Source organism: Caulobacter mirabilis (assembly GCF_002749615.1).
Taxonomy (GTDB): Bacteria; Pseudomonadota; Alphaproteobacteria; order Caulobacterales; family Caulobacteraceae; genus Caulobacter; species Caulobacter mirabilis.
Window position 1 is genome coordinate 2,899,602 of record NZ_CP024201.1, and the last position, 16,352, is coordinate 2,915,953.

Annotated in this window: 15 protein-coding genes; 1 reads left to right on the top strand and 14 read right to left on the bottom strand. The window is 70.2% G+C overall.

Going from position 1 to position 16,352, the window contains the following annotated elements:
• Positions 1-10 precede the first annotated feature (10 nt).
• From CSW64_RS13860 to CSW64_RS13920, 13 genes are all read right to left on the bottom strand, one after another.
• Positions 11-4,225 carry an RHS repeat domain-containing protein gene (locus CSW64_RS13860; RefSeq protein ID WP_099622669.1) on the bottom strand — a complete coding sequence of 1,405 codons (4,215 nt, stop codon included), beginning with the start codon at positions 4,223-4,225 and terminating at the stop codon, positions 11-13.
• 75 nt (positions 4,226-4,300) lie between these two features.
• Complete coding sequence (locus CSW64_RS13865; RefSeq protein WP_172448563.1) at positions 4,301-5,233, bottom strand: Ig-like domain-containing protein; 933 nt, start codon at positions 5,231-5,233, stop codon at positions 4,301-4,303.
• A gap of 196 nt (positions 5,234-5,429) precedes the next feature.
• A complete protein-coding gene (locus CSW64_RS13870) occupies positions 5,430-6,650 on the bottom strand; it encodes a type II secretion system F family protein (RefSeq protein ID WP_172448564.1) in 1,221 nt (406 codons plus the stop codon).
• Positions 6,643-8,325, bottom strand: a complete 1,683-nt coding sequence (locus CSW64_RS13875; protein ID WP_099622672.1) for a GspE/PulE family protein — start codon at positions 8,323-8,325, stop codon at positions 6,643-6,645. The genes CSW64_RS13870 and CSW64_RS13875 overlap by 8 nt, the downstream gene beginning before the upstream one ends.
• On the bottom strand, positions 8,313-8,795 hold the full coding sequence (locus CSW64_RS13880) for a prepilin peptidase (protein WP_216361177.1): 483 nt from the start codon (positions 8,793-8,795) through the stop codon (positions 8,313-8,315). The genes CSW64_RS13875 and CSW64_RS13880 overlap by 13 nt, the downstream gene beginning before the upstream one ends.
• Before the next feature lie 2 nt (positions 8,796-8,797).
• The gene (gspG, locus tag CSW64_RS13885; protein ID WP_245863702.1) at positions 8,798-9,214 is read right to left on the bottom strand and encodes a type II secretion system major pseudopilin GspG; all 417 of its coding nucleotides are present in this window, start codon (positions 9,212-9,214) and stop codon (positions 8,798-8,800) included.
• On the bottom strand, positions 9,211-9,927 hold the full coding sequence (locus tag CSW64_RS13890; RefSeq protein WP_099622675.1) for a hypothetical protein: 717 nt from the start codon (positions 9,925-9,927) through the stop codon (positions 9,211-9,213). The genes gspG and CSW64_RS13890 overlap by 4 nt, the downstream gene beginning before the upstream one ends.
• Positions 9,905-11,767: a type II secretion system secretin GspD gene (gspD, locus tag CSW64_RS13895; protein WP_172448565.1), complete on the bottom strand. Its 1,863-nt coding sequence runs from the start codon at positions 11,765-11,767 to the stop codon at positions 9,905-9,907. Before gspD ends, CSW64_RS13890 begins: the two co-directional genes overlap by 23 nt.
• Positions 11,768-11,813: 46 nt before the next feature.
• The gene (locus tag CSW64_RS13900) at positions 11,814-12,332 is read right to left on the bottom strand and encodes a hypothetical protein (RefSeq protein ID WP_099622677.1); all 519 of its coding nucleotides are present in this window, start codon (positions 12,330-12,332) and stop codon (positions 11,814-11,816) included.
• Positions 12,308-12,826, bottom strand: a complete 519-nt coding sequence (locus CSW64_RS13905) for a GspMb/PilO family protein (RefSeq protein WP_099622678.1) — start codon at positions 12,824-12,826, stop codon at positions 12,308-12,310. Before CSW64_RS13905 ends, CSW64_RS13900 begins: the two co-directional genes overlap by 25 nt.
• A complete protein-coding gene (locus CSW64_RS13910; RefSeq protein WP_099622679.1) occupies positions 12,823-13,479 on the bottom strand; it encodes a hypothetical protein in 657 nt (218 codons plus the stop codon). The genes CSW64_RS13905 and CSW64_RS13910 overlap by 4 nt, the downstream gene beginning before the upstream one ends.
• 107 nt (positions 13,480-13,586) lie before the next feature.
• On the bottom strand, positions 13,587-14,147 hold the full coding sequence (locus CSW64_RS13915; RefSeq protein WP_099622680.1) for a hypothetical protein: 561 nt from the start codon (positions 14,145-14,147) through the stop codon (positions 13,587-13,589).
• Positions 14,147-14,563: a hypothetical protein gene (locus CSW64_RS13920; protein ID WP_099622681.1), complete on the bottom strand. Its 417-nt coding sequence runs from the start codon at positions 14,561-14,563 to the stop codon at positions 14,147-14,149. Before CSW64_RS13920 ends, CSW64_RS13915 begins: the two co-directional genes overlap by 1 nt.
• A 151-nt stretch (positions 14,564-14,714) precedes the next feature.
• On the opposite strand from CSW64_RS13920, the gene CSW64_RS13925 reads away from it, so the two are divergent.
• Entirely contained in the window at positions 14,715-15,491 is a 777-nt protein-coding gene (locus tag CSW64_RS13925; RefSeq protein ID WP_099622682.1) for a hypothetical protein, read from the top strand.
• 127 nt (positions 15,492-15,618) lie between these two features.
• Here CSW64_RS13925 and CSW64_RS13930 read toward each other — a convergent pair whose 3' ends face one another.
• Complete coding sequence (locus CSW64_RS13930) at positions 15,619-16,257, bottom strand: glutathione S-transferase family protein (protein WP_099622683.1); 639 nt, start codon at positions 16,255-16,257, stop codon at positions 15,619-15,621.
• Between the last annotated feature and the right edge of the window lie 95 nt (positions 16,258-16,352).

The window sequence follows — 16,352 nt, forward strand, 5'->3', positions numbered from 1 at the left end:
CTCACCCCGCCTACGGACACGACGCCGCGCGCGGATCGGTTTGGCTGACCACATTGCCCAGGGCGTCGTAGGCCATGCAGGTGCGGATGCTCAGACCGGCCGGATCGGCCACCGACTGCAGCAGGTTGCCGCGCGCGTCATAGCTGAAGGTGGTTTCGAGCCCGAGAGGATCGATCGTCCGCGAAAGCAGGCCGTACACGCTGTACTCGAACGTCCAGGACGGCCGCCCCCCGACCACTTCGGGTTGCAGCACCTGCTGGACTTCGCCCGCGCCAAGACCGGAAGGCACATAGGACAGATCGGTCTGGTATCCCCGCGCGTCCTTGATCCAGGCCAGCTTGTTCCAGGTCGTCTCCCACCCCGCCGTCACGACGATGTCGGCCGCCGGTTGGGTCGGCTTGGCGATCTTGCGCAGCTCTATGACGTTGTCGCGCAGATCGTACTTGAACTGATCCCGATCGCCTTCCGGATAGGTGCGCTGCAGGACACGCGAACGGGCGTCGAGCAAGCTGGTCGTCACCCGGCCGAGTCCGTCGATGTGGCGGCTCTGGGCAGCCACTGTCGCACCCGCGATGGAGACCCCGCCGACCGGCGGAGTCTCCACCGCGTAGGTCGCGCCGGTAGGGTCCATGCGCTCGCCGCGATACCCCCCGGCGATGAAGAAGCGGTGCGGGCCGTACTGCGGCGCAGCCTCCAGCGCGTTGCCGTCTCGCGCTTCGCTCACGCTCCAGGTTTCATCATAGGCGTACTCGAGGCTCGGCCGCGTGGCGCTGTTCGGCGAGAACACCTTCCACAAAGGCCAGGAGCCGAACGGCCGGAAGGCGGCGGGGCTATCGATCGGCCGCAGGAATTCCAGGCGGGTGTTCCCGCCGGCGGCGTCGGGCAGGTTCAATACGCCGGCGCCGTTGGCGCCGCCGAGTTCAATCTGGAGCGCGGGGATCGCCAGCTCAAGTCCCAGACTGTTGCGGACCTTGGTGGGAGCCAGGGAATCATGAAGTTGAGGCGTGCGGTAATCGAGCGTCACTGTCACGCCGCGAGGATAGCGCCATTCCTTCAGCCTGAACCCCGTCGCGGCCCAGCTCTCCGGCGTCTGCTGCGGCTCCATGGGAACTTTCCACAGCTCGAACTGCCGCTCGTCGCCGGCGGCCCCTTTCAGCGTGAAGGACAGGCCGTCGAGGTTCCAGCTGCGGGTGGTCAGCTCCTTCTGGTTCATCCCGCCGAGGATGTAGGCCGGGTAGTACTGTCCGCGCACCGGCCTGCGCTGCCCGGTCACGATCAGCCGGTCGGCGCCGCCTGCCGAGGGCACGAACTCGCCGTCCGCCAGCTTCACGAACTGCTTTGACGCGTTTCCCTGGGCGACCGTCGCGACGTTGGCGAGAAACTGGCGGGTCCACCAGTCGCTCACCAGGGCGCCGATCACTTCGCGATCGACGCTCGGCGCGGCGCGGTAGACGTCCTGCATGGCCAGGAAGGCGGCGATCGTCGGGCTCGCCGCCTCGATCCGGCTGGCGCCCATCGTCTCATTCCCGGAGTTGGAGAACTGGAGCGCCCCGTTCCAGTTGCTGACGAAGCCAATGCCGCCGGTGATGGCCGGAACAGAGCTCGAGGCCGACCCGCGGCCGTCGCCCACCATCTCGACGCGGCGCTCGAGCTTGTAGGGCGCCTCGCCGGAACCGACCGAGGCCAGCACCGGGCTGGTATAGCCGACGCTCCCGTTCGACAGATTGACGCCGAGCGCGCCCGACCGATCGACGAAGCGGTCCTTGAGCAGGTCGCCGGCCTTCGAGGGGTCCAGGGTGTTCAGGGTCGAACCGCCGCCGCCCTTCGACGAGCCGCTGTAGCGCGTGAGGATGTTGGCGATCTCGATCGGGTCGTCGACTGAGGCGCCGTACTTGTTGGCCACGAAGGCGCCGCCGATCTGCAGGCTGGGCATGCGCCGGTAGACCGTGATCATCCCGCCGCCGACCACGCCGTCGACGACCTCGGTCCCGTGGCGATAGCCCGGTCCGAGGCCGGCCTCGGCCGAGGCGGTCACGTCGAAGCCCAGCGTCGTGTACTCCGCGATCTTCCGCGCCAGCGGTTGCTTGAAGTAGCCGATCCAGCCCCCATTGATCGGCTCCTGTCCCTGGAAGGATCCGTGAACGCCGGAGGCGAGGTTCTCGAACACCAGCTTGCCTTCGATGGCGGCCGCGTCGGTGGTCGTGAAGCCGTAGACCCGGCGCGACGTCAGATCAGGACTTTCGCAGCGCCCCGGCGCCGGGCACTCGGGCGCGTTGCCCCAGGCCAACCGCCGCGCCGTCGACGGCGCGTCCGGCGTATCGGTAAGCTGCTCCACGACACTGCCTTCGAGGGCGGCGGCCGTGCTCGCGACGGCGTGAATGACGGCCCGGCGCGTCACCGCGTCGGAGGCGTTGTGGGTCAGCGCGAAGGCGGTCTCGACGTCAACGATGGAGACCTCATCGACCAGCGAGAAACCGAAGTCGCCGTACCCCTCGCTATCCATCACCGTGAAACCGGTTTTGGTCGCATCGACGCTGATCACCCCCAGCGAATGGTAGTGGGTGAACTGGCTGTTCGAGAGCCTCGCTTGGATGTCGGCCGCCTTCGAGAACTGCGCCAGCCAGGTGGCGCCGACCCGCGCGCGCAGCATGTCGCCCGACGGCGACGGCGCCGGCGCCGTGGACGTGTCCGCCGTTGGGGCGATCGTCGACTTGGTCGCGACCGAGAGCTCGTCATAGCCCTTCTCGCGGTCCCATTTTCCGGTCAGGTTCGGGGAGGTCTGCCCCCAGCCATGGACGATGGAGAACGGCTGGATGAAGTCGGCGTTCTTCAGAACCGTGGCGTCGGCGAAGGTTCCCCCTGCGCCGGCGAACGGATGGTCGGCGGTCAGTCGCACCTTCATCCAGAGGTTCCCCGGATCCCGATGCGCCGGACCGCTGGCCAGGACGTAGTCGTCCAGCTTCAGCTCCGGATAGTAGAAGTAGGGGTCGTAGGGCTGCCCGGCCGGCGGCCGCTGCTGCCACTCGGCGCGGGCGTAGACCTGCAGCTTGCGGCCATAGATTTCGTCCGCGAAGAAACGTGTGTTGAAAAGCGTCTGCCGGGGGCCGTTGAGCAAGGGCAGATTGTCGGCGAACACGTCCAGCCTGGTCCGGAACTGGTCGGGCACCTCGTTCCAGGTCGCCGTGAGGGCGTAGTGGCCAGGCGTCGCCTGCCGCCATCCGCCGGCGGGACGCGCCGCCGCGACCATGACCTGGCCGCCGATGATGTCGTCCAGCCCCTTGCCCTGCATCGCCGGAGCCTTGAGTTGGGTCAGCAGGTTGGCGGCGTACTGGTTCAGCAGCCCGTTCACGCCCTGCCCGTTGAACTGACGGCCGTAGGGAACGCCGCCGTCGACGCCCTGGTCGGCGCCGCTCCGGGCCGTCGTGGCCGTCGCGCCCGCCGTGACGCCCGTCAACGCCCGGACGTCGACTCCCGGCCGCGCCTCGTACTGCTTGAGCGCCGGATCGAAGAAGTAATTGGCGCCGTCGACCGTGACCTCCACCCAGACGTGGTTGAAGGAGATCTGGAAGGTTTCGGTGTCGGCGCAGGTCGAGACGTCCGCCGGGAAACCGCCCGCGGCCATGAAGTCGCAGGCCGCGCGCGCCTTGGAGACGCCGGTGAGGTTGGCGAACTGCGCGCCGGTCAGCGTCACGACGCCGTACTTGTATCGCGCCGCATAGCCTGCCTCGCGGGCCAGCTTGACCATCAGCTGGGCTTGGTCGAAGGCGGTGCCGGTCTTGTCGATGATCGCCCCGACCGCGCCCTTCTGCAGGCCGAACTGGAACTCGGTGTCGACGGCGTTGCGGACGTATTCGTAGATGAGGTCGATGTCGGCGACCCGGCCGTTCGGCGCGTTGAGGTCGGCCCGGGTGAGCGCGCGCGCCAGCGCCTTGATCTCCGCAGGCGGAGCGGCGCCCGTGCAGGCTTTCGCGTTCGTCGGGAAGTCGCGGCACAACCCGTTGGTCGCGGTCGTCGCCGAGCCGTAATAGCCGGCGGCCTGAGCCAGGGACACCTGCGAGCCCTTCAGGATCTTGACCGATGCGACCGGCGGCAGCGCCTCCTGGGCCGCGGCGGCGCCGGGAATCAGCGTCGCCAGGAACGTCGCCGCGACGGCGCCGAACGCCTGGGCGAAGGCGCTGTCCGAAACCGGCGGCCTGTGATGCGAAGGGGCGAGCGGGAGAGCCATGTGAGCTTTCTCGGGTCGAATTGGATGAATGAAGGAGCGAGCCGACGTGCGGCGGATAGCGAGTGCTGGCGCTCGCTATCCGCCGGTTTCCGGACAATCCGGGCACGGATACCCGGGCGACTCGCTGTTCGTGCCGTAGACCCAGAAGGTGTCGATCAAGGTCTGGGTCGTCCGGTTGTAGATCAGCTGACGGGCGCTCCGTTCCGAGGTCCCGTTCGTCAGCGTCGTGTCGAAGACGATCGCCTTGAACTTCAGCGTGTCGCCGTTGCTCACGGACACGACGCCGACGGCGTGGCCGCCGGACTGAGCGGCGTCGGGGATGCTCAGGCTGTTGGTGACCAGAGAGCCGTTCTTGTAGACTTGAACGTTCAGGCCGGAGTTTCCGGCGCTGATGCTGTCCTGGGCGAACCCGATCGTGATGGAGACGCCCGGCGACAGGCCGGAGATGGTCAGGGTCTGACTGTCGACCCAGTTGGGCGTGCTCGACGTCCCGCCATGTCCGTTCCAGGCCGGCCACAGGTCCGACCAGTCCAGCGCGTCGGGCGTCTCGTCCAGGCTGTTCACGGTCACGAAGACCGTCGCCGTCGCGGTGAGCGCTCCGTCGCTGACGGTGTAGGTGAAGCTGTCGGCCCCGCCGAAGCCGGCGTTCGGCGTGTAGGTCAGCCCGGTCCCGCCGCCGGTGATCACGACGGCTCCGTTGGCGCCGTTGGTCGTCGCGATGATGGTCAGGGTCGAGCCGTCCGGATCGCTGTCGTTGCCGCGCGGGTCGAACGACACCGGAGTGTTCTTGTTGGTGCTGACGCTGTCGGCCGCCGCCGTCGGCGGGCGATTCCCGAGCACCGTCACCTGCTGGGTGCGGTTGCCGTTGTCGTCGTAGCTGTAGGCGACGCTTTGGCCGTTCGCGTAGGTGACGCTGATCAGTCGCCCCAGATCGTCGTACCGGTAGGTCTCGGTATCGAATCGGGCTTGGGCCGAAGACACCGCAAAACAGCACAACGCAGCGGCCACGGCCGCCTTCCGCCAAACTCGCACAACGCCCCCATCGGGCCAACCACTCCGGCCCGCTCACTCCCCGATGGCGGGACGCTAGCGGATCGCGGCCAACTTGCAAGGCTCGATCAACAACGGGCACGTTGTGGCGGCGCGGTCTCCACCCAAGCGCCATTCGAGCTCGGAAGAAGCGTTCGCTCGCGTCCGCGCGGGCCTAGTTCAACGCCGCGTCGCCCAGGCCGCTGACACCGGTCAGCAGCGCCGCCATCATCAGTCCGATCAGCCCGCCGAGCACCACGATCAGCAACGGTCCCAGCATGCGGCCGGCGGCCTCGATTCGCTTCATCGCCGCCTCCTCCTCCAGCCGTCCGGCCCGTGCGAGCATCGGGCCCAGGGCGCCGGTCTCCTCGCCGATGAAGGCCAGTCCGGCGATCGGCTGAGGAAAGCCCTGGGTGCGGCCCAGGGCGTTCGACAGGGTCTCGCCCTGCCGAACGGCCTTGGAGATCGGTTCCAGCCGCCGCCGCGCGACGTCCGACCGCACGGCCCGCAGCGAGAGCCGCAAGGCCTCCCCCATCGGCGCGCCCGCCGAAAGAATGCCGCCGAGCGCGATGGCGAACCCGCCGTAGACCAACGCCCGGCTCGTACGACGCCAGGGGCCGTCGATGAAGGCGCGATCGAGGAGGCGCGAAAGCAGGCCGGTCCACCCCGCGAAGGCCGCAGCGGCGGCTCCGCCCCCGGCGATCAACAGCAGCCAAAGTCCGTTGCCGCGAAGGAAGGCGCTGGCGCCGAGCAGCGAACGCATCGCGAAAGAGGGCTCGGCCCCGGGAGCCTCGGCCAGCGGCGCAACAGAGGGCACCACCATCGTCAGGATCACCACGAAAGCGACGACCGCGGTGACCGCCACGAAGGTAGGATAGCTCAGGGTCGACACCAGCTGATCGCGCAACGCGATACGCGCCTGGAGCATCTCGGCGCCCCGTTCGAGGCCGCCGGCGAGATCGCCGGACGCCTCGCCGGCGGCGGCGAGGGCGGCGACGAAAGCGTAGGACGGGCCAAGTCGGCGCTCGAGCACCCGGTCCATCGCCTCGCCTCCGCTGACGTCGCGGCTGACGCTCTTGACGATCTCCTGCAACGCCCGGCTCGGGTTTCGCGTGGCGACGATGGTCAAGGCCGACCGGATATCCGCTCCGGCCCGCAGCAGCGCCGCCAGGTCGGAAATCAACCTGGCGACGTCGCGGGGATTGAGCGCGCCGCCGCCGCGACCTCTGCTTTCCGGGCTGTTCGCGCGGGTCGGCCGCACGGACACCGGCATGAGCCCTTGGCCCTTCAGCGCCGCAAAGGCTCCGGCCTCGTCCCGGGCGACGACAACGCCGCGGCGACGGCGCCCGCCCTCGTCGAGCGCGACATAGCCAAAGCTAGCTCCCGCCTCAGACATTGACCGCCGCCAGGACTTCCTCGAGCGTCGTCTCGCCCAGCTCGGCCTTGGCCCGACCATCGTCCATCATGGACATGAAACCGGCCTCGCGGACGTGGGCGGCCAGCACCGCCGGCGGCTGCCGATCGGCGATCGATCGCAGCATGGTCTCATCGGTAAGGAAGGCCTCGGCGATCGCCGTGCGCCCCTTGAAACCCGAACCAGAACATCGCGGGCAGCCCTGGGGGACGAAGATACGCGAGGGAACCGCCAGGCCCATCGACTGGGCCAGCAGCCGGTGCTCCTCGTCCGGCGCCCGCGCCGAGGCGCAGGCCTCGCAAAGACGGCGAACGAGACGCTGGGCGGCGGCGCCGCGCAGGCCCGCGGCCAGCTGATAGGGCTCGATGCCCATATCCAGCAGGCGCGGCACCACCGCAAAAGCGTCGTTGGCATGCACCGAGGCCAGAACGAAGTGGCCGGTCAGTGCAGCCTGGATGGCGACCGCCGCGGTCTCGGGATCGCGGATTTCGCCGACCAGGATGACGTCGGGATCCTGACGAAGGAACGATCGCAAGGCGGCGGCGAAGGTGAGGCCGACCCCCGGAGCGACCTGCGTCTGGGCCACGTGGTCGAAGTGATACTCGACCGGATCCTCGACGCTCAGCACCTTGCGCGTGCCGCCCGCGAAGGTCTGCAGCAGGGCGTAGAGCGTCGTGGTCTTACCGCTGCCGGTGGGACCGGTGACCAGGAACAGACCATGCGGCGACCGCGCGACCTTGCGCAGGGTCCCGACCACGCCGGCGCCGAGGCCCAGGGCGTCCAGATCAAGCTGCACGGCCGCTCGGTCCAGAATCCGCAGCACAGCGGACTCCCCGAAGACCGTCGGCGAGGTGGCGACCCGCACGTCGACCGGTCGCCCTTGAACCACAAAGGTGGTCCGGCCGTCCTGAGGCAGACGCCGTTCGCCGAGATTGAGATTGGCGATGACCTTCACCCGCGAGACCGCCGACGGCGCCAGATCGGCGCTGACCGTCCTGTGCTCCACGAGCTGGCCGTCCACGCGGAGACGGATGCGGAGGTCATGCCGTCGGGGTTCGAAGTGGATATCGGAGGCCCCGGCCTCGATCGCGGCCTCGAACACCGAAGCGACCAAGCGGGCGCCCGCCCCCTCGCCGCCGCTGTCGGCGACCAGATCGATCTCGCGCTCGAGGCGTCGCTCGTCGGTCACCGGCGCGACCGAACCGCCGCCACGCTCGAACACCTCGGCGAAGACACGCCCGAAATCCGCCGGCCTGGCGACGCGCAGACTCACCCGCCCGCCCAGGGCGAAGGTCAGACCGGAGAGCGCTTCCTCGTCCAGCGGGTCACAGACCGCGCAGACCAGGGTCCGCCCCTGCCGGCGCAGCGGCAGGAGCCGCCGCCGCTTGAGAAAGTCCGGAGTGACGCTGAGTTCCTCGGGGGCGATGGTCGCCCGATCGCGGCCCGGGTCCCATACCTCGCACCGCGCCGCCTCGGCATAGGCCGACACCAGGTCGTCGTCGCTCAACGCGCCCAGTTGGTTGAGAACCTGCTCCACGGGCTGGCCGGTGCGCGCGGCCACCACCTCGGCTCGGGCGATCGCCGCTTCGTCGACCAGGCCGCCGGCGCGCAATCCTTCGAGCAGGGCTTCCCGCTTCTGACGCACTAGAGCATCCATCCAACGCCCTCCATGCTCCGGAGGGGGCTCCACCCCATTTCGCCCGCTACGCCCAGTCCCAGGGCCGCCACGGCGATCGCCGGCCCGAAGGGGATGCGACCGTCGGCCGGCCGGACCACCAGGGCGATCGCCAGGCCGAGCGCCGACGCGAGCGCCACGGCCCATGGCGTCGCCAAACCGAGCCACAGCGCCAACGCCGCGAACAGCTTCACGTCACCCTGCCCCAGGCCCGGCCGTCCCCGGTTCGCCATGAAGCCGCGGCGCACGCCCTCCAGGACCAGGAAGGTCACGACACCCGCGGCGAGGCCGGTCGCGAGCCTCGACCAGCCGTCCAAGGCCGCAAGCGCAACAGCAAGAAGCGCGACGGCCAACGTCAACGGATCCGGCAGACGGCGCGAGCGGGCGTCCACGATCGACGAGGCGGTCAAAACACCGGCCAGCAACAGGATCAACGCGACCTTGAGCGCCATGGTCATCCAGCCGGCGCGGAAAGGTCTCGCGCGGCGCCGGAGCCGCCCTTCTTGCCGTCGGATCCGAGCGAGCGGACGGCGAAGCTCAGGCCATCGGCCGTCGGCGCATACTCCAGCGGCCGTCCCCACGGGTCCTTCAGGCTGCGGGCGTCGCGCATGTAGGGGCCCGTCCACCCCTCGGCGTCGGCGGGCTCGGCGACCAACGCCTGCAGCCCCTCCTGCGCGGTGGGGTACCGGCTGGTGTCGCTCCGGAACATCTCGACCTGCGAGGCGATCATCTCGACCTGGAGCTGCGCGGACTTGGCCCGCGCCCGCCCAAGCTGACCGATCAGGGTCGGCGTCAGCACAGCGGCGATCAGGCCGATGATGCCGATCACCACGAGCATCTCGGTCAGGGTGTATCCGTCTTCGCGGTTCACCGTCGGTCTCCGTCCATGAAAAGGTCCGAACATGGCTCTCCCATCCAGCCGCCGCGATACAGGCTCCGCTCGACCACCGCGGCGGGATTCTGCGGGTCGCCCGTGAATCTTACGATGCGTTCCTCCACCCAGCCACGACGCTCCGACGCCCGCAACCGCCATACCTGCGCCGCACGCAGGTCCAGGCGGCCGCCTTCAGGCGCCTGGGCCGCGACCAGGCGCAGCTCCGCGCCGGCTCCGTAGGACGAGATCATCGAAGCGGCGCAGTTCCGCCAGGCCGGCGCGGGATCCAGCCCGCGCAGATCCGCGGCGTCGCCGTGAGCGGCGGCCCAGGCCGCCAGCCGACCGCGCAAGATCTCCGGCTGCGTCGCGCCGAACGCCTCCAGAACGCCGCGTTGGCGCGTGGCTTCGGCGACCGGCAGCTTGGCGGCCTCGGCCTCGGCCAGGACCTCGATCTCTCCCTGAGCCGACGGGACAGTCCAGCGATACCGGTCGCGCGCGACGCTCCGGGTGATGGTCTGAGCGGCGAGGGTCTGGGCGCCGTCGAGCGCGAACTCGGCTCGACTCCGGTCGAAGGCCTGGCGCGAGAAGCGGAGCTCCTGCAACGCCGCGGCCAGCACCGCGACCACGACCAGCGAAAGCGCCAGCGCGATCATCGCCGCCGCGGCCGTGGCGTAGCCGCCCTCCGGGTCATCGTCCGCCGAGCAGGCCACGAACCCCGATCTCGCGCATGTCCGCCTGCAGGTCGTCCATGACCCTCTTGGTCTGATCGCCGCTCCGCATGATCCGGGCGCTGATCAGCACGATCAGTTCCGTGCGACGATGGTCCCGTGTCTGGGACTTGAACAGCGTGCCGACGACGGGGACATCCTTGAGGATCGGCAGGCCGGTGTCCCCGACGCTGCGGTTCGAACTGATGAGGCCGCCGAGAGCGACAACGCCGCCGTCCTTCAACATCAAGGTGCTCTCGAACTTGCGCTGCTGGATCGTGGGCGAGTCGATGCCCGACGTGGTGGTCTTGGCGACCGAGCTCGCTTCCTGGACCACGGTCAACATGACGCTGTCTTCGCCGCTCACCCGCGGCGTCACGTTGAGGATGACGCCCGTGTCGCGGTACTCGACATTCACGACCCGAGGAGCGTCGGGCGTGGTGTTGCTCTGAGCCGTCTGCACGACGATCGGCACCTGATCCCCGATCTGCAGAGAGGCGGTCCGGTTGTTCAGCGCGACGATCTTGGGATTGGAGACCACCTCGACGTCCGTCTTGGACCCGAGGGCGTCGATCGCCGCCTTGATGTCGCTGTCGATGAAGGTCACGGCGAAGCCCGGGAAAGTCGCGCCGACGCCGCCGTCCTTCGCGCTGGACGACGTCACCTTCAGCTTGCCGTCCGCGCCGAGCACCGACCAGTTCACGCCGAGACGGAAGTCGTTGTTGAGCGACACCTCGAGGATCGAGGCTTCGATCAGCACCTGCGGCGGGGGAAGGTCGATCTCCTCCAGGATGCGCTGGATCTGGACACGCTGCGCCGGCGAGGCCGAGATCAGCAGCGTGTTGGATTCCTTGTCGACGCCAAGCCGCACGGCGTCCTCGTCGCCGCCGCCCGTCGTGATGGGGGCCGGCGCCGGAGCCGGGGTCGTCGTTTCGGCGCTGCCGCTCGTCGAGGATGCGGCGACACTCGAGAACGCCGCCCCGCCGGCGCCCGGAAGCGCGCTCGCCAGCGTCCTCCCCAGGGATTCCGCCGACACGTTTCGCGGCCGATAGACCCAAAGCGCGCTGCTCTCGCTGCCGCCCGACCGGTCGAGGCGCTGCACCCAGCCGGCGATGTCGTCCAGCGCAGCCGGCGTGCGGGCGAAGGCGATCAGGCCGTTCAGCCGGCGCAGCGGCACCACGGTCGCCCCGCTGACGCCGGACGCCTGCAGGACCTGGTTCAACTCCCGCGCAATCGCCGGCGCTGAGGCCTGCGACAGCTCGAACCAGCGCATCCGAGCGCCTTCCATGCCGCTCTTGTCGAAGGTCTTGATGGTTTCGAGAGCAGCTTCGATCTCGCGCCGGGTGCCCCCGATGAGCAGCGTGCCGGTCTTGTCGTCGACATGCACGACCACATCCTTGGGCCCGACGGACTCCAGGAGCTTGGCCACTTCCGACGGGATCGCATGCGCCACCGGCGCGGAAACGACCTCGTAGCCGCCGCCGCCGATATCGCCCGCTGAACGGACGCCGCCAGCCCCCTTGGCCGCCGACCGGCTGGTCAGCAGCACGCTTTCGCCCTGGCGGATCAGGACCACGCCGTTGTTGGCCAGCGCCGCCTCGAAGGCTTCGAGCAGCTGCGCCCGGGTCAACCGGCGGTCGATGCGGAAGGACATCTTGCCCGTGACCGACGGGTCGATGGCGTAGCTCACGCCGAGAGCGCCCCCGAGGATCTCCTCGGCGACCAGGGCGATATCCGCATCCCGGAAGGCGAACGTGTAGCTTTCCGCCCGCGCGGCCGGCGCCGCGGCGGCGGCGTATGGCGCGCCGGCGGCCAGGACGGCAAGGACCGCGGCCGCCGTCATGCTCCGGAAGGTTCGCATTACTCTAAGTCGCCCCAACACCTTGCCCCTACCGAATCCCGGGCGCGCTTGCGGGCTCGAGGCCCCGCTGAAGACCCGGCGGCGGCGCCCCCTGGGGCGGCGTCCCGCCGCTCCCCGCCGCGGACGTCCCGCCGAGGCTCTCTCCCAGCGCGATCGTCTGCCGCCCCAGAAGGTTCTCGACGATGACGCCGGTCGCGCTCACGCCGGACAGGGTGAAGCCGCCCAATGTCGTTCCGACCGGAATCCACTGCGCCGGCTCGCCGTTGATCGAGATCAGCGCCGCCGTCCGTCTCGGCGTGCGAGATACGCCTTCGAGCCGCAGGCTGGCCGGCGTCGCGACCACGAAGAGCGGCTTGCCGCCGCTCCCCGAATAGACGGCGGCCTGCGGAAGCGGCCGCTCGACCGGCAGGGCGGCGAGCCTGGCCTCGGCCTCGTCCAGCGGGGCCGCCACGCGGCCCTCCCCGCCGAGGACGAGCCAGCCGAGGCAGGCCAGCAACAGCCCGGCCAGGGGCGCCAGGAAGATCACGGGCGAGCGGAGATCCAGCAAAACGCCCTCCCCTTGATCTTGACCGTGGTCTTGTCGCCGGCCGGTTTGATTTCGAATTGGTCGATGAAGACCTCTGGCCCGCCCGCGCCGAGCGATCCGAGCATCCGTCGCACCCCGTCGTACGGTCCCTCGGCGGCGTAGCTGACGTCAATGGCGGTCAGCCGAGGATAACCGCCGCCGGAGCCCGCCGTCACAGCCAGCTGCCGCGCCGTCAGTCCGGCCGCGGTCGATTGCTGCGCCAGTCTCGCGCGCAAGGCGCCCGCCGCGGCCAATGCGGACGTCCTGCACAGCGTGGTCGCGCCATACGCCGAAGGCTTCTGAGGACCGGCGCGCTCAATCTCGGACAGCGTCCGGTTCACGGCCGCCATTCGCTGCCGGTAGTCCGACGGTCGAGCGGCCGCGCCCAGACCCCAGCTCAACGCCGACACGACCAGGACGGCCAGCAGCACCGCCACGCCCAGGGTCAGGGTCGAGGGCATCTGGAGCCGTTTCACGGCTGGATCTCCGCAGGCGGCGGCGACGCCGTCACGCCCCACAGCCAGACGCCGCGCCGAACCTGGGCGTCGGAGCGCTGGACCGTCCGATCGGCGGCGGCGAAGGGGGTCTGGTCGCCGCGAACCTCGACGGCCAGGAGGGCGCCTTCGCGGTAGACAGCCTCCAGCGAGACCTCCGGGGCCAGCGCGCCGGCGGCCCAATCGAGGTCGGAAAGCACCGCGGAAGCCCGCAGCGGCTCCAGATCAGCGGCCTCAAGCGCCTGGACCTGGGCGGCGAGCGCCTCGCGGCGGCGCACCTCGACCAGGCGGCGCTGTGTCGTCTGCTCGAGCTGCTCGAGCCGCAGCGTCGCCTCGGATCGCGTCGACAGCACAGAGGCGGTGCTGATGACCAGCAGAAAGACGAGAATGGTGGTTCCGCCGGCCACGGCGCCCAGGAGCTTCAGCTGCTCGCGCTGCCTCTCGGCCGAGAGGAACCGGACCGGAATCGGCCGGCCATCGAGGTAGGCGGTGGCCGAAGCCCCGCCCTCGACATCGGCGCGGCGCGCATAGATCGCCGCGTAGCGTCCGGGCGTCCCGGGCCGCCAGGGCTCCAGCCGCTTCAGGAGGAAGGTCATGACGTCGAGCGGCAGCGGCGCGTTCAGTCGCGCCTCCAAGCCGGCCGCCCGCGCCTGATCCCATGGCGCGGCGGGGCGCGTCGTGATCGCTCGGACGAACAGGGACGGACCTTCCTGAACGTCCGCGCCGTCATCCGGGGTGACGCCTATTGCGCCGTCGTCCGGCAGGTCTTCGAAACCATGTCGAACGCGCAGGTTTTCGGATGCTCGATCCAAGAGTGCGCCGCCAGTAATGCTACTTCCCCCTCGGCCGTGGGTGCGACCAAGGCCACGCCGCGCAAGGACACATCCTGCGTCTCAAGCGGCCATCGGTCGTAGCGACCATTGCGCGTGTCGTACAGAAGATTCGCGCCAGGGCCGGCCGGCAACGCGTAGCGGCGGGTCGCTGTCTGGTTGCGGACCAGCAGCGTCGTTCCTCCCGCCTCGTCCCTCACTTCCAGGCTGCAAACCCCGCCGCAGTCGAACGTGAAGCCCTTGGGATCCCCCCGCAACGTCCGGTCGTTCCCGGGGCGCCGGGCCAGCAGGGCCGCCACCGCGGCTTCGGCCTGCCGGAGGTCGCGGGTCTCGCGCACCGCGCCCACGGTCGGCGCCTGCATCCGCCCGATCAGGCGCGCGCCCTCGACGAGCCCGCCGACCGCCAGCCCGATGATCAACAGGGCCGCCAGGGCCTCGGCCAGGGTATAGCCGTCCTCGTTCGATCGGGGCATCAGTTCGCCCCGGTTCGCGGCGGGCAGATCGCCCGGGTCTCGAACACATAGCGGCGGTCGGACGCGAGGCCCCGCGCCTCGGCCCGCCGGCGGCAGACCCGCACGCCCGGGCCCTCATTCTCCTCGGCGACGTCCAGAGTCCAGGCGAACCGCGACGCCCGCCCGCCATAGGCGCCGGGCGGCTGGGCGCCGGCGTTCAACACCCCGGTCAGCAGCGTCCGCGCCCGCGCAGCCTCCAGGCCCGCGTCGCCGAGGCCCCGGGCCGTCGACAGGGCGGCGATGGAAAGCGAGATCGTCACCGCCAGGATTCCTAGCGCGGCCAGGGCGTCGATCGCCGCGAAGCCGCCCTCCGGATCGTCCGGCGTGGTCGTTTTCGATGACGGCCCCGCCCGGCCGGCGATGAACGCGGTGCGCACTCTCGCCCTCCCAAGCAAGTCGGCGTGCAGCATAGGCGGCGGCTCGCGGAACACAACGGCGGGCGCCGATTAGCGGTTGAAACCGGGCGCAGGTCCCCCTTAGGTGCGGGCGTTCGGCGCGGCTCGCACGCGCCCGGGGGTAGCGCAGCGTATGAGACAGGACCGACCGCAGCGGACGCGGAAGGCGCGCGACGTCGGCCTGTTCTGGCTGTCGGTCGCGGGGCATCTGGCCCTGGGCCTGGCGCTGTTCGGCACGCTTTCGGGCGGCGGCGTCCGCGGAGCGCCGGATCCCTTCGGCGAGGGCGAGGCCATGGAGGTCAGCCTGGGCGGAAACGAAGGCGCCGCGGCCGGCCGGGTCTCGGACGCCGTCGACGACGCCAAGGTGGTGGAGATCGAGGCCCTGGCCGCGCGGCTGCGCAACGTCGCGCCGGAGGGCCTGGTGCTCGAACGGTCGGGCGAGCGGCCGCGCAGCAGCCTGAGCGAGCTCTTCAACACGCTCGGCGCCGGATCGGGACAGGGGCGCCGGGGCGAAGGCGAAACCGCCACCGGCCGCAGCGGCGTCGCGGCGGAGGCGGACCGGGCCATGGCCTCGCAGCGCGGGGACGGCGGCTCGGCCTCGTCGGCCGGCGACCTCTGGGGCCAGATCGAGCCCTGCTGGCGGCGGCTCTCGCCGCCCGCGGCGGCGCCGACGGTCACGCTGGAACTGGTCCTGAACGGCGGCGGCGGCCTGGCCCGCCCGCCCCGCATCGTCCGCGCCGAAGCCGGCGCCCCGCCGGAAACCCAGCTGCTGGCCGAGGCCCGGGCCCTCACCGCGATCCAGACCTGCCTGCCCTACAAGGCCGCCGGCCTGCCGGGACAGGTGCACCGCGTGCGGTTCGAGGCGGCGAAGCCGAAGCGGCAGCCAACGGACTCTCCGCGCCGTAGGTGAACGTCCGCGTCCCGTCGTTTGCCAGGGGGCTCCGGAGCGTCATCATCTCCGCCCGCCGCGGGACCGCCAAGCCGTCCAGCGAACCGGAAGACCTGGCGGCGCTCAATGGAGTCGCCCGCGCCCTCGCTCAGGAGACAGGCTGCGCCGCGGCGGCGATGAGCGCGTTGTCGATCTCGTCGGCGCGCCGGGAGGCCGGGCGCTGCAGGTGGCGCTCGGCATAGGTCTCGAACGCCGGGCGCCGTTCGATCGTGCCGAAATTCATCCCCCAGGAGAGGTGGGAAGCAAGATAGAGGTCGGCGGCCGAGAAGCTGTCTCCCACGAGATAGGCGCGGTCCTTGACCGCTCCCTCGACGGCGCCCAGGACATCCTCCATGCAGCCGAAGCCGAACGAGCGGCGCTGCTCCACCGTCGGCTCGAAGCCCACCGCCGTGGTGCTCACGGCCTGTTCGATCGGACCGGCCCCGAAGAACAGCCAGCGATAGTAGGGGCCGCGCAGCGGGCTATGCGGCGGCGGCGCGAGGCCGGCTTCAGGGAAGATGTCGGCGAGGTAGGCGCAGATGGCGGCGACTTCGGTGACGACCAGCCCGTCATGGACGATGGCGGGCACCTTGCCCATCGGATTGACGGCCAGGTAGTCGGCCGTCTTCGTATCTCCGGTCTCCCAGCGCAGGACCCTGGCCTCGTAGGGCCGGCCGACTTCTTCGAGCATCCAGCGGACGATGCGGCCGCGGGACATGGGGTTGGTGTAGAAGACGAGGTCGGACATGGTTGGCTCCCGTTGTTTGGAGCACCCTATCTGGAGCCTGCTGACAGGAGCTGGCAGCAGCGGTCGCAAGCCGCTTCCAACCCAGGCTCGCAGGA

Coding starts and splice junctions, on each gene's coding strand:
- CSW64_RS13860 (WP_099622669.1), bottom strand. CDS start 4,225: ATGGCTCTCCCGCTCGCCCCTTCGCATCACAGGCCGCCGGTTTCGGAC.
- CSW64_RS13880 (WP_216361177.1), bottom strand. CDS start 8,795: ATGGCGCTCAAGGTCGCGTTGATCCTGTTGCTGGCCGGTGTTTTGACC.
- CSW64_RS13915 (WP_099622680.1), bottom strand. CDS start 14,147: ATGCCCCGATCGAACGAGGACGGCTATACCCTGGCCGAGGCCCTGGCG.
- CSW64_RS13925 (WP_099622682.1), top strand. CDS start 14,715: ATGAGACAGGACCGACCGCAGCGGACGCGGAAGGCGCGCGACGTCGGC.
- gspD (WP_172448565.1), bottom strand. CDS start 11,767: ATGACGGCGGCCGCGGTCCTTGCCGTCCTGGCCGCCGGCGCGCCATAC.
- CSW64_RS13870 (WP_172448564.1), bottom strand. CDS start 6,650: ATGTCTGAGGCGGGAGCTAGCTTTGGCTATGTCGCGCTCGACGAGGGC.
- CSW64_RS13930 (WP_099622683.1), bottom strand. CDS start 16,257: ATGTCCGACCTCGTCTTCTACACCAACCCCATGTCCCGCGGCCGCATC.
- CSW64_RS13875 (WP_099622672.1), bottom strand. CDS start 8,325: ATGGATGCTCTAGTGCGTCAGAAGCGGGAAGCCCTGCTCGAAGGATTG.